This is a genomic window from Candidatus Bathyarchaeota archaeon, assembly GCA_026014805.1.
Lineage (GTDB): Archaea > Thermoproteota > Bathyarchaeia > Bathyarchaeales > SOJC01 > JAGLZW01.
Map to the genome: position 1 here is coordinate 1 of JAOZHR010000018.1, position 22903 is coordinate 22903.

The following is a 22903-nucleotide window of genomic DNA, read 5'->3' on the forward strand; positions in this document are numbered from 1 at the left end:
CAATGTTAGTTTGTTTGCAGCAAAAAGAAGCACAACATCTGCAGTTTTCGGACCCACACCTGGTAACCCAAGCAGCTTTTCACGAGCCTGTTCGAACGGTGTTTCAAATATGAAGTTGAGGGAACCGCCAAAATCTTCTAAAATGATGTTGGAAATCTTCTTTATGACCCTCGCCTTGTTGCGATACAAACCAGCCACTTTAAGAGCCTCTTCAATTTCTGCCAAGTCAACCTTCGAAAGAGCTTCGGGCGTTAACTCAAACTTCTTCGAAAGATTTTCGAAGGCTCTAGCCGTGTTTCTGTCATTTGTGTTCTGCGAAATCACAGTGAAAACGAGTGTTTCGAAAGGATCTCTTTCTTTTTCACGCCAATTTGGCAACTCAAACTCTTTTCGAAGCACTTTCAAAATTTTGTTTGCTCTTTTCTTGGACATGTTGTACGTCGCCAATTGAAACAACCATTGAACAAGCCTCATCTATATAGCTTGTTTTCTCTCTCTTTCCATTTATGCTGTCAACTAGATAGCGTACTGAAGAATCTGAGCGGTGCGCGTCATTTGGGATTTTATGGAGCCGATGTTTGTCCGTATTTGCTGACAATAGTGACTATGTCGAAGATGTCTATTACGCCGCCGTTCGGAGCCACGTCAGCGCCTGGGAACCAGTTCTTGTCTGGCTTGCCAGTTCCTTGAGAGCCATAGGCTCCTGCAGCAGTCACTACGTCGTAGATGTCGATTTTGTAGCTGCCACTGCGTGGTTTTGGTCCGGTTTCGAATTTCCAGGCGAAGTCGATCTCGCCTAAAAGTGGTGTTTCCATCCAGTAGTAGGGATTCCGCTTCAGCGTCAGGCTACCATCTACTCCAGGAGTGAACGCGGTTGCGTAGTACATCCCAGCGCCCTCAAAAATTGTCTGCCAAGACAAATCGCCAGGTGTGTAGCCGATGGCGTCTCCATATTGCCAGTAGTCTACAACAACTATTGCGTTGGCTGTCAGGTTTACGAAAACTTCCAGCTTACCCTCTGGGTCATATGGCAATTCGTTTTGTTCAATTATGTTGTAATCACTGAATATGTTTATGGGGGTACCGTTCACTGTTACCGAGTTTATCCAGACTGGCTTGCCGCTTAAGTTGACAGGGCCTGGAGTTGTAAGGTTGATTCCTTCAACGAAAGTTTCCGTGCTCTGGCTTCCGAGTGTGGGTTGCTGCATCCACGTATCCATTGGTAGAATGTACCCGGCAGCTTTGTAGGTGTTCCAGTAGCTTAAGGAGTCGAAGTAAATGTCAACCTGTTGCGTGTCGACAATGTCAATGTGATGAAGGGAGTCGAACGTGGAACTCCACCAGTCTGCTGGGGCTTGAATTATGTACCAAGCGCTGAAGAAGAAGTGGCTAGTGTTAATGTTTGCTTTCTGATTACCTGTTACTGGTTCTGCAAAGTAGGAATCATTTCTGAGCCACTTTGTAATTTTTGTTTTATTCACACCGCTATCATTCCAGAATCCAATCTTCCAGTCACGAACAAAACCAGCTTGATCAACTGAAAGGTCGTATGGATGGACATCGAGACCTCCGTGGAGGTTCATTCTGTCTAAGCATTGCATGTCGTAGAACCAGTCTGAGTAGATGATGTTCATAGTCACAGGCAGGCCTATAGTTCCAAATCCGATGGTTGATCCGTCTGCCTTGTAGGCGTTCATAAAGGTATAATCGTTTTCAGGTCCAAAACCCTCCACGTTAACGACGCCAAGCAGGTTCTTGCTGTAAGCCCAGTAGCCCACATTGCTAAACAACGGGATGGTTATACATTGTTCGGTGAAGTAGCCCAAAGCTTTCATAGTATTCTCGACAATCTCATCGCGGATAAGATCATAGTTAGCTTCGTATAGAAGTTGATCCAGTTTGGGATAGTTGGGGCTGCCATTGCAGTCAACGCCAGTAACGTAGTTGGGGCCCCATCTATACCAAAAGGGATGGCCATACAAGGAGTACAAGTATATAGGCGGGAATCTTCCAAGGCTCCATCCACCTGTGTAAATGTGGTAATCCATGTCACGAAACACCCTTTCCGTGAGAACTGGGTACGGTACGGTCACAGGTATACCATGCTTTCTCATGTTGTCGACAAGCAGATTGCCAGCCTCAAACCGTCTGGAATCGTCAAATCTAATCACGGCGATCAATTCATCTAAGTCTTGTCCTGCTTTTTGTGGGTGATCTGCAGGGTAGGTTCGGATTTTTTTGGCAGAACTTGGAAACGCCTGATCGTAGTATGGGTTATCTACAGTGCCTTGCATGAAGCCGGCTGCATCCAATGTGTCTGCTGCTGCTTTGGGATTATATTCGTAGGGGTAGTTTGGAAACCAATAGGATTCGTTTCGCCAACCTTTGTGCGGTGGTGCTATTGGCTGGTCGATTCTTTCAGCGAAACCTTCACAAATCGTCTCCACGATGTAGTCTTTATCAACTAAGAATGCGAGGGCTTGTCTAAAGCCTTGGTAATTTGTGGGCGAACGTATGCCAGGATAAGTAGAAATGGTGCAGTTGTTGTTGATGTCAAACTGGTACATCCCTTGGTCGGCAGCAGGAGCTAACACGATGTTGGCGTCATTAATTGCGTCCTCAAACAGATCTGTTGTGAGCTCATAGCCAATTATGTCGATTTCGCCCGTCTTCAACGCCAAATATGCCATAGTTATGTTTGGATAGAAGTTAATGATGAGGTCTTCAGTTCTAGGTCCTCTCGTCGCTGATTCTGCAGCTACAGCGTTTGGTATATTCGTTGATATTGAAAACACTAAAATGAGCATCGACACTGAAAGAGATACTTGCTCAACTGTTCTTTTCAATTAGTTTTTCTCCTTTCTTGGTAGCTTTCAATTCGTAAGGATACATTCAAAACTACCTAATTATGGTATTACTCAAAAAGACTTAAATAGGTTTTCTATGAATAGAAAACATGATTTTCCCAGAATCTTCGTTTCTATGCGTCAATCTGTGAATAACTATTATAAACAGATTAACGTAATCAATCTTTATGCCAAACAAAGTTCATTGCGCCCATATCCTTGTAAAAACCGAGAAAGAGGCAAATGCGGTTCTGGAACGGTTGAAGAAAGGGGAAAAATTTGCAAACATTGCGAAGCAGGTCTCGCTCTGTCCGTCGGGAAAGCGTGGAGGAGACCTTGGAACGTTCAGAAGAGGAAAGATGGTGAAGGAATTCGAGAAAGCAGCTTTTGCCCTTCAAAAAGGACAGATTTCACCTGTAGTAAAAACGAAGTTTGGATACCACGTAATAAAGAGGCTTGAATAGGCTAAAATCCTTCTTCAAACAACCGTCACTAAACACTAAATACTGGCAATACAAAGCTAATTATGACATGGTGACTTGAATGCCCAGAGCAACAATCGTGAAAGAAGAAATTTCAGAGAAAAACATGCACTTTTTGGCTATCTACATAGAGACCAAAAATGCGAGTTTGGTTCTACTTAGCGAAGCGGAAGACCAGCTAGGCACCTTAGCAGCATCCGTGCCATCTACTGAGCTACGAATTCAACCGCTTTTATCTTCAGTGCTTTTGGGGGATAGAAACACTACAACAGCACGTATGCTAGCAGAACGTCTCGCCGCCAAAACTGGGAAGATAGGACTCGTTTCCGTATACCTCAAAACTGTAAGTGAAACCGAAGCAAATCCAGTCCTCATGAAACTCTTCGAAAGAGTAACCACAGTAAGCAAAGCAGAACAGAAACATCGTGAAGGAGAGAGCATTAATACATGAGCCTACGAAGCTTTCTTCAAGAAACAGAAAAAAAACAAGTAGTGCGTGTAAGAGAAAGAGTGCCGCCACATGTCTGTCTTCCCATGTAGAGACAAAACCTAAAAAGAAGCCAACCGTAAATCCGTGTTAGCTTATATGCCGAGTTCAGAATACTAATGTGGTTGTGAATCTATGTCCTTAAAGGTTGAAGATGCGATGGTGAAAGAAGTCATTACGATAGACGAAAAGTCAACGATAAAAGAAGCAGCAGACGTGATGAACAGATTTGAAATCGGCTGCCTAATTGTCACCAAAAACGGCAAAGCAGTCGGCATACTAACAGAACGAGACTTACTAAAGAGAGTGGTAAGCCAAACAAAAAACCCTAGAAAGACAAAAGTGGAGACTGTGATGTCAAAACCTCTCATCGTCGTGGAACCAGACATGGACTTAGAAGAGGCTGCCAAATTGATGTTTAAACTGAAAATAAAAAAACTTCCAGTAGTTGAAAGCGGACGACTCGTGGGACTGGTGACACTCACCGATCTTGCACGTTTTCAGCCACAGATGATTCGCATCCTCAAAAAACTAAGCAAACAAATGGCGCCAAAACGAATGAAGAAAGTCGTCAACTACTACGTCGTGTAATCGCTCAAAACACATTTTGGCGAGACAATTAAGGAAGAGTAAACTCCCATTCGCACCACATGTTTTCTGGATGTGGACCTGGAGGGCATATATTGCATACTACTTCTATGTTTGGATTGAACTCCTTTGCAAAACTTTGGAGATAGCCAAATCGCACTTTCTTGCACTGGAACTCATCTAAGCCCTTTCTTATTCGCGTTTCTTGAGTTCGACAACGTGTCACTCGGAAAATCCCTCTCTTAACTGACACTTCGGATTCCTTTTCTGTTTGATATAGAGCCCAGCTCGTGTTTTTCAAAGTTTGAATCAGAGCTGCAACATTGTTCTCTTTTACGTCTAAAGTTTCCTTCAGTTCCCTGGCTTCAATTTTGCCCATGATTTTCCAACAATTCGCATCGATTTGGGTAGCTGCCTCTGTGTCAAATTTTTTTTCTATTCCAAGAAAGTAGAGCCCATCAACCCGCCAAAGATTCTTGATATGCAAAAGGAAAAGCTTGAGAAGTTTATCTTTAGGAGTGTTGTCTAACATTTCCAAGTCTGTTCTAGTAGGCCAACTCATCATGAGCACCAGTAAATGGTTGATGACTATTTCCATAAACATACATAAGTTTTCAGCTCCTGTGCGTTCTGAATATTAATCCTCACTTCATAAGTTTAATATTGTTTTGATGTAGAATTTAGAGATAAGCGCATAGCGCGAATGGTGTGCAACCCCAAATAATGGGGATCACGCATACCCTTTACAGGGTATCCTAAATAGCGTTTGATTTTTTTCTCCAAATTTTTTTTCTTCTCCTTGTCGTCTATCTTGGCGCGTTATTTTCACGCTATACATCATTTCTGTTGTATATCGGGGTATTTCTCTCTTATTTTGGCGTCTGCTATTTTAGCAATAGTGGCGTTGGAGATCAACACATGTTTGACATTCATGAGGTCGGCCAAGTCTGCTGGTTTTTGATCTTGAGTTATAAGCAATAAGTTGTTGTCCTTTGCATATTCCACGACTTCCTTGTCTCTTGCTCCTTGCAGTCCTACGTCCTGTACAGTCAACACGTCCCATCCCAAAATCTCGAAATATTCTTTCAATCCTGCATACATTTCATCAAGTAGAAGCTTCAATGAGACCAACTCGTTCCATTACAATTTGAAACATCATATTTATAGCATTGTTTACGTCGCGAAGAATGTGACAGCAGAATCGTCAAACAAGAGTTTTCTGTTCCATGCTTGAAGTGAAATTTGACGTTCTCACTCCTATCAGTCTTATCTTTCTATTTCTGGTGAGATATGGCTGAATGAGTTCTCTAGCAGTTTTTTGGATGCCTTGCAGATTGTTAGTGAAAAGAGACAGTGCCTTTCCATGGGTGTTAGTTTCGAAGTTCTCGTAGCGGATTTTGATAGTTACCGTTTTGAAATGCAATTTGCGTTCTACGAGTTCTTCATAGATTTCTTGGCTGAGTTTATCTAATGTTTCGAAGACTAACTCAAAGTCAGATATATCTTCTTCAAAAGTGGTTTCTCTGCCCACAGACTTGACTACGCCTCTCTCAGCAAACTCACTGTTATCAACTCCGCGGGATGAGAGGCGATATTGAGCGCCCATTATGCCGAACTTTTCAGTTAAAACTGACACGTCAAAAGCAGCTAGGTCGCCTATTGTTTTTATACCGATTTCGTTTAATCTGCGCACTGTTTTCTTGCCTACCCACAACAGTTTCCGTACATGTAGCGGAGCCAGAAAACCTTCAACTTCACTCTCTTCAACAACTGTTATCCCATTAGGCTTCCTAAAATCACTTGCTATCTTCGCTACAAATTTATTGTGTCCAACACCTATCGAACAGGTAAGCCTCTCTTTCTTATAGATCTCACGCTTTATTTCCTCTGCCAACCGTCTTGCATCTCTAAGATTGTCTATTTTTAGGCTAACATTGAGAAAAGCCTCGTCGAGCCCCCATTGTTCGAATTTATCTGTATATTTCTGGAGAATAGCCATGATTCTGGATGAGGCTTGAGCATAAAGCTTGTAGTTAGGTTTTATATATACGGCGTCGGGGCAGAGTTTCCAAGCTCTTGAGATGGGTATTCTAGACTTTACACCATATTTCCTTGCCTCGTAGTTACAGGTGCTCACCACTCCTCTTCCCTTTCCCTCTTTTGGGTCAGCCCCAACAATAACAGATATTCCTTTGAATTCTGGATGCTCTCGCTCTTCAACTGCAGCGTAGAACTGATCCATATCAACATGAAAAATTATTCTGCCTTTGGCTACCTCTCTACTACCTTTTCGTACCAATGCACTCAACCACTCAAGATGATACTTATTCCTACTGTTTTATTGTACTTCAGCGCATACATAGGTGTTTTTCTGATCTTCAAAGCATTCCTCTAGAAAAACTGCTCTATTGTCTTCAATATCAAATGGAAAAGTTTAAGAGTTCTATCTAAAAAGATGTGTGTCTTAGCACGTGGGTACAAATGCTTTGTGATGCTGTACACTAAATTTTGGCAAGCTTTTTTCTTTGAAGTGGGGAGTTAATGATTTCGCGTAGCAGGTTCTGGGTTGGGATTACCACGGAAGCTTTAACCATGCTTTTCAAAGTTCGTATAGGTGTGTGGGTGATTTGAGTAGATGCTTTTAGCAGCTCTAGATTCCATTCAATGGCAGCTAGTTTCTTTTCGATTGGAAATGCGTATTTTTCATTTTTTTGGCTCATGGCTTTCGGACCTCCAAACTTATATCTCTTATATTGCTATATAGGATGCTTATTCCTTCAGAAACAATGTTCCCGAAATCGACATATTCAGCTAATGAAAGCTTCTTTTATACACTTCATATAGAAGCTTCTTCAAGAGTTTGTATTTCATGCGGATAAGTAGCTCTATGCATCAGAAACACCACAACAGCAATTATAGCTACAATGACAATTCCACCACCAGCAAACACCAAAAATCTAGGAACAACATAAACAGAAGCAATTCTACTGTCCGCTCCCGCATATTCATCGTCTCCAGACCACGTTGCTTTTACATGATACTGTCCCCATAGCGGTGGGTTCCACGAAAACGTATATCGCCCATTTGTATCTAACTCCACAGTCCCAATAGAGAACCAATTACCATTTTCTACGGCGTACAACGTGACTGTTCCATTCGAAATTGAGACAGAAACTTGCCCAGTAATCACCACCGCGCTTCCTTCCACTATAAAGCTTGGTGAAATCGTCAAAGATATTGCGGAAGATTCGAATGTTCCGAAGCTTGATGAAATTTGCCCTGGGGCAATCTGCTCATAATTCTCCAACGTGACAACTGCTACTTGAGCTCCTTCTAGCTCTGAGGGGCACTCTCCAACTCTCCAACCATTCTGCCAGTCGTCACCAGTACATTCCGCCATGTAGTATCGGACGCCTCTGTAGTCAACGTATGAAATTGTTGTTCGTACGTCCGCTGGAGGGCTAGGAAGGTTTACGCCGATGTTCATGTGGCTTTCATGTTCATAATAGAGTAGGACAATGTTCAAGTTTTGTGATTTCATCAACGACGCTGCAACATATGAAAGCAAATCACAATCTCCTTTGTTTTCGACGATAGTTTCAACGGGATATTTGGTTTCTTCAACAACTTGATATGGAATCTGATGAACCACCATGAGAACCGCGTTCACGAAATCTTCCTCATCAGGAAAGATGCTTCTAATGTCTGCAGCCACAAGCGCCAGCGAATAAGGAGTTACAAAACTCGCGAAATTGTCCTGAGTTAACTGATGGCTCTTTTGCTGATAATATTCGTATAGCAAATACGTTGTTGAAAGGGTGAGTTGATAAGTGGACTGTCCTTTGAGTAGAGAATATTTCTGCTCATAGTTTTGAGCAAAGCATACTCTCGAGAAAATTAAAGCCAAAAAGACCCCCGTGACAATAGCCGCAACAAGTTTACCAGCCGTTTGTCGACGCATAGGACATCCCACAAAGGAACTTTCTAGTTTCGACATGAAAAGGTCTATGAAATGGGAATCTGAATCTCTAGACAGTAATTATACCATACAATAATCGCGTACATCCAGTTAGATGTAGATGTATACAGTGTCTTTGTCTATTCGTACTACTTTTCCATTGGCCTTACAGAAGTCAAAAAGAATCTGCCGCATTCCTCTCAAAGTCTTTACTTTCTTCGCTTTCTTGCCCCAATCTGGATCAGCCAACAACCGCACAACAACATCCAAACTGGCGACACATTTGTTGCAACGCAAAGAGATATTCTCCTTTCCCCAGTCTTTCACAGAAAAAGCAACTATTTCAATGATAAAGTGATTATTCCCGCAATCGACTTATATCTATCTAAAAAGCTGAAAGACATTAAATGGATTACCGTGATGCCAAAAAGGCCCAAATGTACTTCTTTGCAAAAAAAGGTTGGGCATTTCTCTAACGCAAACGCGCACTATGTATAAGAAAACGGAAAAACAGGCGCAAAGCACACTAAGTAATATGCTCGAAGATTTGAGTGAACTTCTCCAAAATTCTGAAAGTCAACCCCCAAACCACATTTCCTTCCACAAAATAAGCTGGGACTTCTCCGAAAGGGAAATCAGCAGTTCCTCTGCATTCTCGCAATTTTTTCACAAGAGCCCAAACATACCCTTCTAATTCTTCGCTCAGTATTATTGTGGGCTCATGTTCTAAAAGGATGACAAAAGAAGCTACTAGCAGCTTCGGCCTCACAGTTGACCTCGTATGTTCCAGCACTCCCAGAAAGCGACAACGATTAGCAATGTTTATGTTGGTCTCTTCAAGTGTCTCCCTAACAACGGTCTGTATTATATCCCGATCTTTCGGGTCACGTTTTCCACCGGGGAACGCCATCTGCCCTGACCATGGATCCAAAGGGCGCTCTGTCCTTTTCACTAGGAGAATGTTAAGACCTTGATCTGCAGGCTCCAGCAAAAGAGCAACTGCGGCATCTATATTTTGCGCTTCTGATGCAGGTTTCAGCTTTTGCGACAAGCTTCTTATGGTTTTAGTATAGTTTGGCATTATTGTCTCCCATTGAAGATGACTTAATTCAGCTTCCATGTAAGAAGCGGTATTCAAGAAGTTTTTATAGCACACACTCTTAATGTTTTCGAGTGAGTTGCAATGAACGAGAAGGTCAAAGAAAAAGTTGAGAAGGCAATCGAAGAGATAAGACCGAATCTACAGGCTGATGGTGGTGACATTGAACTTGTCGATGTGGATAATGGAGTTGCTAAGGTTAAGCTGAAGGGGGCATGCGCAGGTTGTCCAATGTCAACGATGACGATAAAGTGGGGAGTTGAAAACTTCCTAAAGCGAAAAGTGCCTGAAATAACAAAAGTTGAAACGGTTTAGAAAAACTGTATGGACTCGCAATAATTGCTTGTGCGCAAGAACTGATCGTAAGTTATCTCTGTGTTTGATTCGAAGTTTTAATGAAACTCTCCGCGTAAGATTTGTTCTGGTTCTCATCAGTTGCATTACTAGAAAACCGGTCGTACACGTGCCATGCTCTCAAGGACCCAGCCTAAAGCGATTGTCGCTATACCGAGGCTGAACGTTACGAAGCAGTCTAGGATAAAAATCCATTCGAAACCGCTAGCCGCGCGAAAATATAATGTGAGCGCGTTATATTGAAAAACGGATAAAATGACTAGAGCTGCTCCAATTATGTAAAAACAAACTCGTGCAATGACCTGGCTGGTTGTTAACCGATGCGTATAAGCCAAATATTTTTTGATGCTTTCAACCTCTTCTGCTCGGTTACGTGTAGATGTTCTTAACTCTTCCAATTCTTTTTCAAGATCCTTGAGGCGTCGTTCAGCGAATGTTTCCATTTCTTTGCGAAGACGGGAGTGTCTTGTCTCCTTCTTGTAAAGGGTCAAAATTGCTTTTTCTCTACTTTTTCCTTTATTGCCTAATTTTTCTATGTCATAATTTAATGACAACTCAGGGTTTGCATGTCCCATCCTTTTGTAAATCTCAATAAGCTCCTCATACATTTTTTCGGTTTTTGCAGATGGCATCTTATTCACAAAAAATACAGATGTTTCAATCACATTTAAAGGTTTGAGAATTCATATAATTCCCTGAAGAGAATCAAGGATGAACCTTGACGAAATAAAAGCGCGACTCTCGGCATTTAATCGAGAGAGCGGTGGGGTGGAATGAAGAAAGTAACGCAGAGAATCGTCTTCATACTGCTGGTAACTGTTATATTGACGCTTACTCCCAAAATTTCAGTTTCCGCTGCTGAATTACCGATGGAAATGCCGATTGTCTACGTGGATCCGCAGGACGCTTTTGCCGCCGTAGGAACAACTTTCAACGTAAGCGTTAAGGTTTTCAACCTCACGGATAGCTTCTATGGGACCGATGAGGAGTGGCTACCGGGTGAACCCCTACCGCCTCCAGGTTCGCGTCATAATTATTCTCTAGGCCACATGTATGGCTTCAGTATCAACTTCAGCTGGGATCCTGAGGTACTAGCATATGTCAGCCGTCTTGTCAAGACGCCAATAGAAGACCATCCAGACGGTGTTCTTTACGGACCAATATTTGAAATTCAAGACGATGTAAACTCAACTGAAGGCACATATTCCGTCAAACAAAACTCCGGATTTCCTATATTTCCCATTGAGGGGTTTAATTGCCATAACAGAAGCGCGACGGTGTTTACAATAACCTTCAAAGTAAAAAAGGCGGAGCCATGTTCACTGCACTTGGAGAGCGTCGAACTTTTGCTCGATCCTATCCTAGCGGCCGAGCAAATCTATTACATAATTCCCCATCACGCTCTAGATGGAGCATTTACTCCCGTAGAGATGACCCGTGTCACCAGCATTGATGTTGGTGCCTTGATTGGTACACAACTGCACAATCCGTTGATCTTAGGTGAAGATGCAATAGTGCGCGTTCTTGCCGCAAATGATGGAACGGTTCCAAACTCGTACAACTTAGTTGTTTATAACGACGCCATCCCTCAGGCAATGTGGGAGGGTGAAAATTTATCCCCGGGTGAAATGGAAACTTATACCTGCACTCTGAAAGCTGAGGATTTAAGGAGAGGGTTACACAAAGTTACAGCCAAAGCCACTATTTTATTTCGAAACACCACAATTGTTGATTCGGTCACTAAGGATTTTGTCGTTATCACCACTCCACTACTGAGTGTAAGTTCACCGAACTACATACGTGAAAACGAGACAGTAATCCTAAACGCTGAAAAAAGCTTTCATCAAGATCCAGACAGCCAAATTTCAAACTATAGATGGTCAGTCTACGAACCTGGCGGAACTGTTCCAGCTTACGAATACGAGGGCACAAGCGTGACTCATACATTTATCAGGAACGGAACATGGCGCATAATACTGGTAGCTCGAGACAATTGGGGAGTTACATATAATCCGTTGCGAAATGCAACCATACCATACCGAAAAGAGATGTTGCTCGACGTGCACACAGGAAACGAGTCACCTCCGTACGATTTCGCGTTTGTGCAGACAGTTGTACTCGTCGCCAGTATAATATTGATAGCTGTAATTGGCATCGTTGTTTACAGAATAAGGAAAAAGCATCGTTAGATGCCTTTGGTTGGCCATTGAAGGCGGAGACCAAAAGTTGAAGGCTTATGTATCCTAATGGAAATGTGTGAGCCAGACGGAACGTTACCTAATCTTTTCCGTGCTTAAACAGGGTGTTTACTTTTGATGCAGATGTAAACGTAGATCTTCGAGGCTTCTAAGGAACGTGTACCCTTTTTCTGTAACTTGGTACTTTTTCCCATATGTTTCGGCGGTTTCTTTGATGTAACCCATGTTAGTTAAGAAGAGTAGGTATTTGTTTAGCTGATCATAGCTTAGGCTGGCATGCTTCATGATTGCGTATTTTCTTCCACCTTCATCGTATCGTCTAATCGTCTTAAGTACGTCTCTAAAAATCGTGACTCTATCCCTATATTTGAATGAACACATCCTTACTGGGTCGAAGCCGAACATTACAAACAACCAATATAAATAAACGGTGTCCATGCTTTTTAGTGTTTTGCTTACGCGGCTTTTGGGTCGCGGGTTTGCGAAAATTATCATGGTGGCGCCGCCGGTAGGAATCGAACCTACGACCGACTGGTTAACAGCCTCAGCCTCTGATAAGCCCTACCAGAGTCAGCTGCTCTACCTAACTGAGCTACAGCGGCAACATAACGACTATTTTGACGAAGCTGGGAATATTTAAATCTTCATACGTCAAAACACAACAGTCTGAGGGTAAAGGAATGTCTAGACCAATGCGATTCCTTGTTTATCTCTGCTTCTCTTTAGGATTTCTGATCCTCCTACACCAGTACATTTTACATGGGGTCTTGTTTGAAATAGGAGACATCCACCACGAAACCTTTTCCATAGCCTTCTTCTCCCTCGGATTGGGCATTTTGCTTGGAACTGCCTGTAAAACTGGAAAACCTTAATTTCACTGTTACTCTACAAAATAGGGAAGAGGGCCCGTAGCTCAGCTTGGTTAGAGCGACAGGCTCATAATCGTCTGGAAGAGAGACCTGTTGGTCGGGCGTTCAAATCGCCCCGGGCCCACCACCCTTAAGTTTACTTGAAACGGCATCTTAACAACAAGAGACTATGAGAAATCAGTGTCAGGATGGATTGTTTGAGGCGTGAATACCCCGCAAAGCCTATCGTAGGCATAGGTGCAGTTATCATATGCAATGGCAAAATTCTTCTAGCTAAACGAGGTTCTGAGCCAGGTAAAAATAAATGGAGCATTCCAGGTGGTCTCGTTGAGCTTGGTGAAACTATGCAAGAGACGACCGTTCGAGAGGTAAAAGAAGAAACTAACCTTGATGTGGAAGTCCGCAGGTTGATCGACGTGGTAGATAACTTGGAGCCAGACGAAAAAGGCAGATTGCGCTACCACTTCGTTGTTCTCGATTTTCTTGTTCACTTGAAGGGAGGCAGTCTCCGAGCAGGAAGCGATGTTCTCGATGTGCGCTGGGTGTCTTTAGGCGAAGTAGAAGAACATGATTTGACAAAGACCTTTAGAGAGTTCTTTGAAAGGAACCGAGGAATGTTGCAAGGGTCTGATTCTTGCTAGAATATCAAAACAAAAAGATTAGCCTTTGATGTGTGCGTACGCTTTACTCTTTTTGGTTGCGTCGTTCCCTTCAACCTAGGCTTCTTTCGCGTTAGACCTTAGCTTCACCCTTTCGTCGATCCATTTTAGATATATATCATTTTATGTTGTATTTTGATTTTGGTAATATGTCGAATGCGGCGACTTGAGCAAAGCGGACATTGGCATCGAGTTGGTTTATCCTGTTCCCTCCTCCTATTTTTTGGCGTCCAGCAATGATTTGCCTCTATTTCGATGCATAAACACATTTTATTAAATCGTAAGATTTAATTAACAGTAATCGTGAACATTATAAAGGGGAAGTCTGTTCAATGGGAAAATCAAAAACGATTCCATTAGCCCGAGGTTTGGTAGGTGGTGAAACCAGCGCCATTTATGGGCAGCTTGAGGTATTTCTCACTAACTATAAGAACGTAAAAATTGTGATTAGGCGGAAGCCCTATTCCGATCGTTCAGACGTTAAATTTTCAATACCATTCACTGACTTGCAAGACATTATAGACATCCTGGACGCGGCTTTAGAGAAGCTTGACAGCTACTGGCTCTCAAGAGTTGCTACTAGAGAACTCGAAAAAAATCTACGTTCGAAACCGTTGCCCTGAGCGAAATAGTTCACAAACGCTAATGAAGCATTGTTAGCAGACTGCGCGCGCGCAGAGCAAAAAGCCTATATTCATAGTTGCTGTTTTGGCTGTACTATTGCAGTAGTAATAGTGTTGTTTAGTATGGTTGGTAAAAATGGTTCAAGCACAGATAGGGTTTTGATTAGGACGAACATGGGCGACATAGAGATTGAGTTGTATGATGATATGCCTATTACAGCAGGAAATTTTAAGGAGCTGGTCCAACAAGGGGTTTATGATGGCACTATTTTTCATAGAGTAATTGATGGCTTTATGATCCAAGGAGGAGACCCTACTGGGACGGGATATGGTGATCCTTCAATACCTACAATACCGGATGAATTTACGGATCATAACAGAAACAGTAGGGGCACAATAGCCATGGCAAATGCAGGACCAAATACGGGAAGCAGCCAGTTCTTCATCAATCTTGTAGACAATAACTATTTGGATAGTAAGCATCCTGTTTTTGGGAAGGTTATAGAGGGGATGGATGTTGTTGACAGCATCGGAAAGGTAGAGACAGATGAAAGTGACAGACCACTACAAGAAGTTAGAATAATCAAAGCACAACTTGTTGATTGACGTACGCGCGCGTAAATAGTCAGAAAATCTAGGAAATCAGGTTTCAACCTTTCTAAGACGTGTGAAAACCACTTGAAACAATTGATTAACAGTTTTCAGATTATCTACTCTTCAAATATCAGTGGAGGGTGTGTGGTTAGTAGCCCGGGAGAGATTCGAACTCTCGTCAGCGGGTCCAGAGCCCGCAATGCTTGACCGCTACACCACCGGGCTTCATACAGTCAAAAAATTAATCACCTCTAATAAATCTAATCCAGCTTAACATGTTTTTCCGTGAGTTTTTCTTTGTTCCATTGCGCGTCCTAGCTTATCTCTTGGAGTTTTCGTCAATCGCTGTGAAAAAGGTTGATGTAATTTACTCTTGCTCAGAAATGGGGTTCTTGATGTGAAATACCTTTTTTATTTCAGTTTTGTGAATCTGAAAGGCGAAACCGAAAGATTTATATATTAAGACCAAGCCTTAGGCTTTACTACGGCGGCCAAATGGGCGATTTTCAATTCCGAAGTTTCTGATGAGGAAATTAATGGTTGTGACCGGTTTACGCCAGTCTAGATCATAGAAGAGTATTGCTATGAGCAGGAAAACTATGGCGCGTCAGCGCTTAACGGATAAGTGTCCTGAGTGTAGTAGCTTGAATCTTATCCATGATTCTGACAGCGGGGAAACTGTTTGTGGTAATTGTGGGCTTGTTTTGCGTGAGCAGATGATGGATAAAGGCCCTGAGTGGCGAGCTTTTACACAGGAGGAAAAAGCCTCGCGTAGCCGAGTTGGGATACCTACATCATATTCAGTTCATGATAAAGGCTTGTCCACAGCGATTGGCCGTGTTGACAGAGATGCTTTTGGTCGCAAGTTACCGCTTTCGACACGGTTGCAGATGTGGCGGTTGAGAAAGTGGCAGATTCGGTCACGTGTTCATTCAAGTGTTGACCGAAATTTAGCGCAGGCCATGGCTGAGTTGGATCGATTGTCGGATAAAATGTATGTTCCGTCTTCGGTTAAGGAGAAGGCGGCGGTGGTTTATCGTAAGGCCTTGGATAAAGGTTTGGTGCGAGGCCGCTCTATTGCAGCTATTGCAGCTGCTTCTCTGTACGCGGCTTGTCGGACTACCCGTACACCGAGGACTTTACGAGAGATTTCTGAAGCCAGTTTAGTGGACAAGAAGGATGTAGCGCGGTGTTATCGATTGTTGTTACGTGAGTTGGATATTAAGATGCCTATTGCTGACCCGTTGACTTATGTTTCAAAGATTGCTGAGCAGACTGGAATTAGTGGGCCGACGCAGGGTGTGGCGATTAAGATTTTGCATGATGCAAAGCGTAAGCGAGCTGCGGCTGGAAAGGATCCGATGGGTTTAGCTGCTGCTGCTTTGTATATTGCTTGCTTAATGGCTGGAGAGAAGAAGACGCAGAAGGATATTGCTGAGGCTGCAGGTGTCACTGAGGTTACTGTTAGGAACCGGTATAAGACTTTGAAGAGGCAACTGAATATAGTGGTGCCAGACTAGCTTTTTAATATGTGGCTCTTAAATCGGGCTTTATAGTTCAGGCTTCTAAGATACTAAAGATACAGGTGTCACTCGGATAATGTATGTAATGCTAATCCTTGTAAGCAATGTTTGGAACGTATAAAATGGCTAATCTAAAAGCCGCACAAGCAATACAAACACTAAGAACTGCATCATTCTCTCTTAATATAACACTGCATAATATTCGGACAAACGGCGCACTCGTCAGGAATGTCAAGTTCCTCAGGACGACTACGCAGATATCCTAAGAAGTGCCTACAGCTTTTAGAAGGCCTAGTTGCTTGCGGGCTCGAAACAGCCTCTCCTGATGTTCTATTTTTATCAATGACTCCCAATTGCGAGAATAATGTTTCCTCCTCATCAATAGCTTTTATGTGCACATGCCCCAAATGGTCCCCTCCACCGCCTTCTAATAGCATCTCCAACCGCAACATGCAATGTGGACAAGCATAATACGTTTCACGGGGAAGCTTGGAATAATCTGTAACCATCACTGGCTGCTGAAACGATTGTCCGCATTTAGTATAGGGACAGGCAAGGTCTTCCTGCTTCAAAGATACCAACTTCATAGCGTCTATTAATACTTCAGATATTGTTTCTTAATAAACATTGCTGTATAAATGTACAACACTAATACACCTAGAAATAGGAGAGGGTTCTTTGTTTTTTCAGGGCCATCTCCCAATATATAGGAAGTAAATTACGGAAAGACTAAATATTCCTCCACATTCTCATTGATGACGTAGTCTAATCATTAAGTTGAGACAAATATTATGCAATCAGAAAGGCTTCAAGACAGAATTAGTTTGTTAAAAATTATTTCTGAGAAGGCAAAGTTAGAGGAAGGTGGAGAAGCTGTTGAAAAAATACTCCGAGAAATTTTCAGAAGTCAAAAAATAAGCACCAGGGACCTCGCTTATTTCACGCAACTCCCAGTACCCGTTACTGCAGCTGTCAGAAGAGAGTTGGAACATGAAGGTTTGGTAGCCAGAAACGGAGGTGCCTTTTTAACCGAAAAAGGAGAGAAATTTGTCAAGGAGCAGCTGGGACTCGTTTATTCTCAGAGGGTCATATGCCCAAAGTGTCAAGGAAGAAGCATCCAAATTCCAGATAAATTCATGCCCTTGCTGAAAAAGTTGAGAACGCACCTGAGCACACGACCAAGACCTTTGCCATGGTTAGATCAGGCACATGGAACACCCGAAACAGCTCTCTTAAGAGCTCTTTTTATGCTGGAAAAGGGCGATGTTGAAGGCAGAAGAATCCTGTTTTTAGGTGATGACGACTTCACATCTATCGCAGTTGGATTGCTGAGAGCTGCAAGAGAGATCACAGTCGTTGACATGGACTCGAGATTGCTGGGAGCTATTCAACATGTTTCTAAGGGGGAAAGCTTCAATATCACTTGTGTCGAATGCGATCTTAGGAAACCGCTTCCTAAACATCTACATCATAAATATGATGTTGTCTTCACAGATCCGCCCTATACAACTACCGGTTTAACCCTGTTTATTTCACGCGGCATTACAGCTCTTCAACCACGAAAGGGCGCAAGCGTGTACTTGGCTTATGCCCACAAATCTCCTAAAAGAATGTTGATGGTGCAGAAGACTTTGAATGCTATGGGACTTGCAGTTGTCGAGCAAATTCCAAATTTTAACACTTATGAAGGTGCAGGAATGTTTGCTAACACAACTTTTCTAGCGCGTCTTGAAACCACAGAGAAAACGAAGCCTCTAATTACGGGGGCTTTCGGCGACAAGCTCTATACAGGCGAGATTACCCAAACTGTGCGAACATATCAATGTCGATGTAACGAAAAATTAATGGTGGGTGTGACTGAAGCGATTAGAACTGTTGAAGAACTAAAGGCAAGTGGCTGCCCCAAATGTGGAAGCGTTAAAGGTTTCAAGCTGATAAAGAAACAAAAACTGAAGAAAGCCTTGGTCGATAGGTTGGTTTTACGCAATTTTGCGTGGGCAGATTTTCCTGCGGTACTTGAGTTTGAAAGAGAAATTGCGAGGAAATCTTTTCCAAAGGCGCCGATTCTTGATGAGAAGTATCATAGGCAGAAGCTGGAAAAAGCGGTAAAAAGGGGGCATGATAACCTTAAAGTTGCGCTTTTGGATAACGAGATTGTTGGCTGGCTGTGGCTGAGAATCGAAAAGGACAGAAGCACAAAAGAGAAATTCGGCTACATCAAAACCATCATCGTGAAACCCAAGCATCGCTATCAGGGATTCGGAAGGAAACTCATGAAAGCAGCAAAACATCGCTTCCTGAACAATGGAATTCGCAGAATAGACCTTATAGTATCCGCTACTAACCATGACGCTGCCTTGTTCTTCGAAGAGGTTGGCTTCGAAAGGCAACACTCAACAATGAGAAAAAGACTAGAAAACGAAGAGAAATGAAAAACTTGAAGCAAATCAGAGAATTATTAGTGGATTTATACGGATGCAGAGCTGACCTTGACAACGCCAAATTCTTGACGGCTGTCTTAGAAACGGCAGCTCAAAAGATGGGAAGCAAAATAATTAAAACCACGTATCATAAGTTTTCGCCAACAGGCACAACTGTCATTGTCATACTTGCCGAGACCCACATTTCAATCCATACTTGGCCAGAGCACAAATACGCTGCCTTAGACATTTTCATATGTAGCGAAGAAATAGACCCTGAAATAGGATGGCAAGCCGTAAAGGACGCTTTAAACCCATCTTCATTTGAAATTCGCAAGATTACAAGAAAAATAGAGTGATGCCATCAGCGTTACCTTTATAACTTCAATTTGTCGATTAGGCACATGTTGGCGGGTGAGTGGGTGCCTCCCATCCGTTCCGCCATAAAAACCCCGGAATAGTGGAGGTGTAAATTTGAGAATGGATGCAAGAGACCTCACTTTGATGGCTGTCTTTACCAGCTTATATGTTGTTATCAACTTGGTTCAAGCTGTTACTGTTGGGAATCCGGCAATTTCTGGACCAGTACAGTTGCGTGTTGCAGACTGTTTAATCGCTCTTGCGGCGTTGCTTGGATGGCCTGTTGTAGCTGGAGTGACTGTTGGGTGCCTCTTAACTAACGCTTATGCTTTCGTCGGTCCAGTTGACGTAGTTTTTGGGCCAATAGCTAATTTAACTGCGGCAGTTTTAGTTCTGTTGCTTCGAAAGCGTCGATTACTGGCATGTATAGTTGCTGCTTTCCCAATAGGCATCATTGTAGGCGGTGGATATCTTTGGTGGTTTTTCGCGCCACCAGACATTTTTGGCTTAAACTTACCGGTGTGGATGGCTATGATGATAAGCATTACTGTAAGCAGTTTGATAGCTATAGCAGTAATAGGCTATGCTTTGCTGAAAGTATTAAGTATGCCTGAAGTGGTGGAGCCGTTGAAGTCTCGTGGGCTAAAAGTTTACAAATGACTTGGGCAAAAAGGGAGTTGAGAGAGTCACTTTTTCTTCTCGAAAAGCTCTCTGTATTTTTCCTCGATACGTTTCATTATCTCTTTGCTTTCTGTTAGAAAGTCAGTTACGCCTTCGCCTTTAGCCATTTTGACGAGTTTTTTTGACGCATCAATCCACTTTTTGGAAGCTGCAACCCAAGTCTTTGCAATGTCAGATTCTTCAGCTACAAAATCTATCGCTTCCTCAGGGCACATCTCCTTGCATTTAGGATTTCCATCGCAAAGATCACAAATGACTACAGTGTTAGCGTTTTCATCGTACCTTATGGCGCCATATTCGCATGCTTCTAAACACCACTTGCTACCATCACATTTCGCGTCATCAACGAGTATGGCTCCAGTTTCCTCAGATTGAAATAACGCATCCTTAGGACAAGCCCGTATGCAAGGTGTGTCTTCACATTGTCTGCAAGTAACTGCTAGATGTATGAAGGGCGGGCCTCGAATAATGCGAATTCGAGATTTCAGAGGATTAAGCACCTCTTCTTTTTCCCACGAACAAGCAAACTCGCATATGCTGCATCCGACACACTTTTCAGGGTTGACAGATAGGAACCTTTGATTGGCTTCCTTTTCCTCTGCGTCCATCGTAATAGATCTCCTAGTTTAACGTGTTGGCTATCTTATTCTGAAACTTTTTCCACAGCCTCATGGAACAACTTCTCTACCGCTGTACGCCTAGCCTTTTGAGCAAGGACATCAGCCGTCACAAAGTCTAGGGCTTCTTCGGGGCACCATTCAACACATTGGGGTTCACCTAGTTCCTTACATGTATCGCACACGTAAACCACCTTTGTCTCTGGATGCAACATGATTGCACCGTAATCGCATGCTTCGATGCACCAGCCGCACCCGTTGCATTTATCTTCATCAACCATGATTATTCCCGTGTTTTCTTCTTGAGACAACGCGTCTCTTGGACAAGCAACAACACATGGCGGATCTTCGCAAAGTCTGCACGCAACTGCCAAGTTCACAAGAGGACCAAGCCGTATAGCACGTATTCGAGACTTTGTCGGATTGAACGTTTTTTCCTTCACCATAGAACACGCGTACTCACAAACACAGCAGCCGACGCATTTTGCGGGGTCGGCTGAGACAAACTTCTTTTCGTGAAGCTTCGCCAAGTTACTTCTCTCCTTTTTTCTTCACTATATGAGCAAATTCGCCTAAGTCCAGCTCGTTGAGTTTCTCAATGGTGGGAATGCCGTCCTTTGTCCATCCACGCACTTCATAGTAGTCATCTAGCCCCAAGTCAAACTCCTCTTGGTTGACAACGCTTCCCTTTGCAACTCCCTCGTCAGGTATGGGTACTGTCATTATCTTTGGCGGCAAAGAATCATATTCCCTCGTTCCGACACCCTCTCGGACGTTGAAGAGTCTTGCTAGGTTGTTTATTCTTTCACCTGCTTTTTTCAGTTCTTCAACGGTTATTTCGATACCTGTTGCGAGAGTATAGTACTTTGCCATGTCTTCAAGGCCGTCGTAATATGTGCCCCTTGAGAACTTGCATAATATGAGAGAATCAATAACGTTGTACACGTCTTCATTTTCCATGATTATTTTTCCTCTTCCTTTTTCAATGACAAAGCGATTCACTTTTCCTTTAACGTCAGGCGAGTAAGCACCTGATCGAAGATGGCAAGCCCCTCGGAAGGAAACCGCAAATCCCAAGGCTGCCGTCTTCAAGCCTCTTATGTCATAGCCAGGCAGCTCTAAACCCTTAATGTGGCAGGCATATTTTTTGGCGCCCTTGCCGATTTTTTCAGCCGCCCTCTTGGTTCCCTCTGCGAGTACGTCGCCCAGCCAGCCATCTCGAGCACCGATTTTCTTCACCATTTCTATGAGTGCTTCATGACTTCCAAAGCGGAGATCCATATTGTCAGTGTTCTCCTTTGTGAGAATTCCGTTTTCATACAGGTCCATTGCGAAGCCGACAATAACTCCTGTAGAGATCCCGTCGATGCCATAATAATTGCATAAGCGCATTGCTTCAATGATGGCGTCCAAGCGATCGACACCGCAGTTTGGTCCTAGTGCCCATAGGCATTCGAATTCCATTCTTGAAGTGGATCCTTTGTATGGGCCTTCTGGAACTACTGCAATATGGTCGCAGCGCATGGCGCATGTTGCGCATCCGATGATTTTCTTGATGTAATGTTCGTTTAAGTATTCTCCGCTGACTTTTTCTGCTCCTTCAAAGGTGGCTTGAGTGAAGTTTCGTGTTGGTAAGGCTGCTAGAGCGTTTAGAACGAGGACGTTTTCAGGTGTTCCCAGGGTTCTGTATTTTCTGGTTGCTGGGCCTTTCATGTGTTCATGAATCATTTTTATGAATTCTTTGAATCCTTCGAGGTCTGCAACGTTTACATCTTTTGTGCCGCGGACTGCTACGGCTTTCAAGTTTTTGGAACCCATGACAGCGCCCATGCCAGTTCTTCCAACTGCTCTGAACTCATCATTTATGATTGATGCGAAACGGACGAGTTTTTCTCCTGCCTCGCCTATTGCCGATACGCGAATGTAGTAGTCACCTAGTTCTTCTTTGATGGCCACATCTGTTTCGTATGGTGATTTTCCTTTCAGATGCTGAGCGTCCAAGAGATGAACCGAGTCGTCGTCGATCCACGCGTACACGAGTTTTTCAGATTTCCCTGTAAAGATTACAGCGTCATAGCCCGCTCGTTTCAATTCAGGCCCAAAGAAACCGTGAGCTTTAGATTCAGCTATTCCTCCAGTTGCAGGTGACTTCGATACCACTGCATAGCCATTTCCTGCAGTCGGTCCCATGGTGCCGCTGAGAGGGCCCGTTACGAAAATCAATGGATTGTCCGGGTTGAAAGGATCAGTACCCGGCTTAGAGTTGTCTATGAGCAGACGGATGCCAAGTCCTATGCCTCCAATATACTGCTTAGCCAAATCCTCTTTCAATGGTTCTGTATCGACTTTTCCGGTTGAAAGGTCAACACGTAATATCCGCCCTGCGTAAGATGACAAACTCTTTCCTCCAATTATACCCCATATTTAGCAAACACTATGATAAACACTTATGTAAAAAAGTTTCTTCTTTTTTCGGGAAAAACTCTGAAAATCTTACAGCAGACAAGTATATGAGAGCGCAGCATGATAGTCCTCGTCTGCAAAA

Annotated in this window: 28 protein-coding genes and 3 tRNA genes; 14 read left to right on the plus strand and 17 right to left on the minus strand. The window is 43.2% G+C overall.

Annotation, left to right across the window (positions count from 1 at the left end; genetic code table 11):
- A partial coding sequence (locus NWE91_04310) for an endonuclease III (protein ID MCW3985619.1) occupies positions 1-432 on the minus strand: 432 nt, incomplete at its 3' end.
- Positions 433-563: 131 nt separating this feature from the next.
- Positions 564-2846 carry an ABC transporter substrate-binding protein gene (locus tag NWE91_04315; GenBank protein ID MCW3985620.1) on the minus strand — a complete coding sequence of 761 codons (2283 nt, stop codon included), beginning with the start codon at positions 2844-2846 and terminating at the stop codon, positions 564-566.
- Positions 2847-3034: 188 nt separating this feature from the next.
- Here NWE91_04315 and NWE91_04320 point away from each other — a divergent pair, with 188 nt between their 5' ends.
- From NWE91_04320 to NWE91_04330, 3 genes are all read left to right on the plus strand, one after another.
- The gene (locus NWE91_04320) at positions 3035-3310 is read left to right on the plus strand and encodes a peptidylprolyl isomerase (protein ID MCW3985621.1); all 276 of its coding nucleotides are present in this window, start codon (positions 3035-3037) and stop codon (positions 3308-3310) included.
- Positions 3311-3389: 79 nt separating this feature from the next.
- Positions 3390-3779, plus strand: a complete 390-nt coding sequence (locus NWE91_04325; GenBank protein ID MCW3985622.1) for a proteasome assembly chaperone 4 family protein — start codon at positions 3390-3392, stop codon at positions 3777-3779.
- Between the two features lie 171 nt (positions 3780-3950).
- Positions 3951-4406 carry a CBS domain-containing protein gene (locus tag NWE91_04330; GenBank protein ID MCW3985623.1) on the plus strand — a complete coding sequence of 152 codons (456 nt, stop codon included), beginning with the start codon at positions 3951-3953 and terminating at the stop codon, positions 4404-4406.
- A 28-nt stretch (positions 4407-4434) separates the two neighbouring features.
- Here the strand turns inward: NWE91_04330 and NWE91_04335 are convergent, their stop codons facing one another.
- From NWE91_04335 to NWE91_04365, 7 genes are all read right to left on the minus strand, one after another.
- Positions 4435-5007 carry a DUF6125 family protein gene (locus NWE91_04335; protein MCW3985624.1) on the minus strand — a complete coding sequence of 191 codons (573 nt, stop codon included), beginning with the start codon at positions 5005-5007 and terminating at the stop codon, positions 4435-4437.
- A 233-nt stretch (positions 5008-5240) separates the two neighbouring features.
- The gene (locus NWE91_04340) at positions 5241-5525 is read right to left on the minus strand and encodes a DUF5615 family PIN-like protein (protein MCW3985625.1); all 285 of its coding nucleotides are present in this window, start codon (positions 5523-5525) and stop codon (positions 5241-5243) included.
- Positions 5526-5607: 82 nt separating this feature from the next.
- Positions 5608-6702 (minus strand): DNA polymerase IV, encoded by a 1095-nt coding sequence (dinB, locus tag NWE91_04345; protein ID MCW3985626.1) that lies wholly within the window; start codon positions 6700-6702, stop codon positions 5608-5610.
- A 202-nt stretch (positions 6703-6904) separates the two neighbouring features.
- Positions 6905-7123, minus strand: coding sequence for a hypothetical protein (locus tag NWE91_04350; protein ID MCW3985627.1), 219 nt, complete (start codon positions 7121-7123; stop codon positions 6905-6907).
- A gap of 116 nt (positions 7124-7239) precedes the next feature.
- Positions 7240-8364, minus strand: coding sequence for an Ig-like domain-containing protein (locus NWE91_04355; protein ID MCW3985628.1), 1125 nt, complete (start codon positions 8362-8364; stop codon positions 7240-7242).
- A 108-nt stretch (positions 8365-8472) separates the two neighbouring features.
- A complete protein-coding gene (locus NWE91_04360; protein MCW3985629.1) occupies positions 8473-8658 on the minus strand; it encodes a hypothetical protein in 186 nt (61 codons plus the stop codon).
- Between the two features lie 229 nt (positions 8659-8887).
- Entirely contained in the window at positions 8888-9442 is a 555-nt protein-coding gene (locus tag NWE91_04365; protein MCW3985630.1) for a CoA pyrophosphatase, read from the minus strand.
- A gap of 102 nt (positions 9443-9544) precedes the next feature.
- On the opposite strand from NWE91_04365, the gene NWE91_04370 reads away from it, so the two are divergent.
- On the plus strand, positions 9545-9775 hold the full coding sequence (locus NWE91_04370) for a NifU family protein (GenBank protein MCW3985631.1): 231 nt from the start codon (positions 9545-9547) through the stop codon (positions 9773-9775).
- A 128-nt stretch (positions 9776-9903) separates the two neighbouring features.
- Here the strand turns inward: NWE91_04370 and NWE91_04375 are convergent, their stop codons facing one another.
- Positions 9904-10446, minus strand: coding sequence for a hypothetical protein (locus NWE91_04375; protein MCW3985632.1), 543 nt, complete (start codon positions 10444-10446; stop codon positions 9904-9906).
- Between the two features lie 141 nt (positions 10447-10587).
- Between NWE91_04375 and NWE91_04380 the strand changes: the two genes are divergently transcribed.
- Positions 10588-12003: a PKD domain-containing protein gene (locus NWE91_04380; protein ID MCW3985633.1), complete on the plus strand. Its 1416-nt coding sequence runs from the start codon at positions 10588-10590 to the stop codon at positions 12001-12003.
- A gap of 117 nt (positions 12004-12120) precedes the next feature.
- Here NWE91_04380 and NWE91_04385 read toward each other — a convergent pair whose 3' ends face one another.
- Complete coding sequence (locus NWE91_04385; GenBank protein ID MCW3985634.1) at positions 12121-12507, minus strand: winged helix-turn-helix domain-containing protein; 387 nt, start codon at positions 12505-12507, stop codon at positions 12121-12123.
- 2 nt (positions 12508-12509) lie between these two features.
- Positions 12510-12614 (minus strand) — tRNA-Asn (locus tag NWE91_04390).
- A gap of 78 nt (positions 12615-12692) precedes the next feature.
- On the opposite strand from NWE91_04390, the gene NWE91_04395 reads away from it, so the two are divergent.
- From NWE91_04395 to NWE91_04415, 5 genes are all read left to right on the plus strand, one after another.
- Complete coding sequence (locus NWE91_04395; protein MCW3985635.1) at positions 12693-12884, plus strand: hypothetical protein; 192 nt, start codon at positions 12693-12695, stop codon at positions 12882-12884.
- 30 nt (positions 12885-12914) lie between these two features.
- Positions 12915-13008 (plus strand) — tRNA-Ile (locus tag NWE91_04400).
- Positions 13009-13078: 70 nt separating this feature from the next.
- Positions 13079-13522 carry an NUDIX hydrolase gene (locus tag NWE91_04405; GenBank protein ID MCW3985636.1) on the plus strand — a complete coding sequence of 148 codons (444 nt, stop codon included), beginning with the start codon at positions 13079-13081 and terminating at the stop codon, positions 13520-13522.
- A gap of 350 nt (positions 13523-13872) precedes the next feature.
- Positions 13873-14163, plus strand: a complete 291-nt coding sequence (locus NWE91_04410) for a hypothetical protein (GenBank protein MCW3985637.1) — start codon at positions 13873-13875, stop codon at positions 14161-14163.
- Between the two features lie 123 nt (positions 14164-14286).
- Positions 14287-14769, plus strand: a complete 483-nt coding sequence (locus tag NWE91_04415) for a peptidylprolyl isomerase (protein MCW3985638.1) — start codon at positions 14287-14289, stop codon at positions 14767-14769.
- A 140-nt stretch (positions 14770-14909) separates the two neighbouring features.
- Here NWE91_04415 and NWE91_04420 read toward each other — a convergent pair.
- A tRNA-Gln gene (locus tag NWE91_04420) sits at positions 14910-14982 on the minus strand.
- A gap of 374 nt (positions 14983-15356) precedes the next feature.
- Between NWE91_04420 and NWE91_04425 the strand changes: the two genes are divergently transcribed.
- Positions 15357-16277 carry a transcription initiation factor IIB gene (locus NWE91_04425; protein MCW3985639.1) on the plus strand — a complete coding sequence of 307 codons (921 nt, stop codon included), beginning with the start codon at positions 15357-15359 and terminating at the stop codon, positions 16275-16277.
- Positions 16278-16450: 173 nt separating this feature from the next.
- On the opposite strand, the gene NWE91_04430 is transcribed toward NWE91_04425, so the two are convergent.
- Positions 16451-16852 carry a hypothetical protein gene (locus tag NWE91_04430; GenBank protein ID MCW3985640.1) on the minus strand — a complete coding sequence of 134 codons (402 nt, stop codon included), beginning with the start codon at positions 16850-16852 and terminating at the stop codon, positions 16451-16453.
- 219 nt (positions 16853-17071) lie between these two features.
- Between NWE91_04430 and NWE91_04435 the strand changes: the two genes are divergently transcribed.
- The 3 genes from NWE91_04435 (at position 17072) to NWE91_04445 (ending at position 19720) form a co-directional block, all read left to right on the plus strand.
- The gene (locus NWE91_04435) at positions 17072-18712 is read left to right on the plus strand and encodes a GNAT family N-acetyltransferase (protein ID MCW3985641.1); all 1641 of its coding nucleotides are present in this window, start codon (positions 17072-17074) and stop codon (positions 18710-18712) included.
- A gap of 5 nt (positions 18713-18717) precedes the next feature.
- Positions 18718-19059: an adenosylmethionine decarboxylase gene (speD, locus tag NWE91_04440; protein MCW3985642.1), complete on the plus strand. Its 342-nt coding sequence runs from the start codon at positions 18718-18720 to the stop codon at positions 19057-19059.
- A gap of 121 nt (positions 19060-19180) precedes the next feature.
- Positions 19181-19720, plus strand: coding sequence for a QueT transporter family protein (locus tag NWE91_04445; protein MCW3985643.1), 540 nt, complete (start codon positions 19181-19183; stop codon positions 19718-19720).
- Between the two features lie 26 nt (positions 19721-19746).
- On the opposite strand, the gene NWE91_04450 is transcribed toward NWE91_04445, so the two are convergent.
- Genes NWE91_04450 through NWE91_04460 form a run of 3 tightly spaced genes read right to left on the minus strand, consistent with a single transcriptional unit; the run spans position 19747 to position 22755 of the window.
- Entirely contained in the window at positions 19747-20349 is a 603-nt protein-coding gene (locus tag NWE91_04450; protein MCW3985644.1) for a 4Fe-4S dicluster domain-containing protein, read from the minus strand.
- A gap of 35 nt (positions 20350-20384) precedes the next feature.
- Positions 20385-20888, minus strand: a complete 504-nt coding sequence (locus NWE91_04455; protein ID MCW3985645.1) for a 4Fe-4S dicluster domain-containing protein — start codon at positions 20886-20888, stop codon at positions 20385-20387.
- Between the two features lies 1 nt (position 20889).
- Entirely contained in the window at positions 20890-22755 is a 1866-nt protein-coding gene (locus NWE91_04460) for an aldehyde ferredoxin oxidoreductase family protein (protein MCW3985646.1), read from the minus strand.
- Positions 22756-22903 lie beyond the last annotated feature (148 nt).

Excerpts from the sequence above, each read along its gene's own strand:
- NWE91_04395 (MCW3985635.1), top strand. The coding sequence starts at position 12,693 with ATGTCTAGACCAATGCGATTCCTTGTTTATCTCTGCTTCTCTTTAGGA.
- NWE91_04425 (MCW3985639.1), top strand. The coding sequence starts at position 15,357 with ATGGCGCGTCAGCGCTTAACGGATAAGTGTCCTGAGTGTAGTAGCTTG.
- NWE91_04335 (MCW3985624.1), bottom strand. The coding sequence starts at position 5,007 with ATGTTTATGGAAATAGTCATCAACCATTTACTGGTGCTCATGATGAGT.
- NWE91_04350 (MCW3985627.1), bottom strand. The coding sequence starts at position 7,123 with ATGAGCCAAAAAAATGAAAAATACGCATTTCCAATCGAAAAGAAACTA.
- NWE91_04385 (MCW3985634.1), bottom strand. The coding sequence starts at position 12,507 with ATGATAATTTTCGCAAACCCGCGACCCAAAAGCCGCGTAAGCAAAACA.
- NWE91_04450 (MCW3985644.1), bottom strand. The coding sequence starts at position 20,349 with ATGGACGCAGAGGAAAAGGAAGCCAATCAAAGGTTCCTATCTGTCAAC.
- NWE91_04380 (MCW3985633.1), top strand. The coding sequence starts at position 10,588 with ATGAAGAAAGTAACGCAGAGAATCGTCTTCATACTGCTGGTAACTGTT.
- NWE91_04370 (MCW3985631.1), top strand. The coding sequence starts at position 9,545 with ATGAACGAGAAGGTCAAAGAAAAAGTTGAGAAGGCAATCGAAGAGATA.
- NWE91_04435 (MCW3985641.1), top strand. The coding sequence starts at position 17,072 with ATGCAATCAGAAAGGCTTCAAGACAGAATTAGTTTGTTAAAAATTATT.
- NWE91_04365 (MCW3985630.1), bottom strand. The coding sequence starts at position 9,442 with ATGCCAAACTATACTAAAACCATAAGAAGCTTGTCGCAAAAGCTGAAA.
- NWE91_04355 (MCW3985628.1), bottom strand. The coding sequence starts at position 8,364 with ATGCGTCGACAAACGGCTGGTAAACTTGTTGCGGCTATTGTCACGGGG.
- NWE91_04445 (MCW3985643.1), top strand. The coding sequence starts at position 19,181 with ATGGATGCAAGAGACCTCACTTTGATGGCTGTCTTTACCAGCTTATAT.
- NWE91_04330 (MCW3985623.1), top strand. The coding sequence starts at position 3,951 with ATGTCCTTAAAGGTTGAAGATGCGATGGTGAAAGAAGTCATTACGATA.
- NWE91_04375 (MCW3985632.1), bottom strand. The coding sequence starts at position 10,446 with ATGCCATCTGCAAAAACCGAAAAAATGTATGAGGAGCTTATTGAGATT.
- NWE91_04415 (MCW3985638.1), top strand. The coding sequence starts at position 14,287 with ATGGTTGGTAAAAATGGTTCAAGCACAGATAGGGTTTTGATTAGGACG.
- NWE91_04410 (MCW3985637.1), top strand. The coding sequence starts at position 13,873 with ATGGGAAAATCAAAAACGATTCCATTAGCCCGAGGTTTGGTAGGTGGT.
- NWE91_04325 (MCW3985622.1), top strand. The coding sequence starts at position 3,390 with ATGCCCAGAGCAACAATCGTGAAAGAAGAAATTTCAGAGAAAAACATG.
- NWE91_04320 (MCW3985621.1), top strand. The coding sequence starts at position 3,035 with ATGCCAAACAAAGTTCATTGCGCCCATATCCTTGTAAAAACCGAGAAA.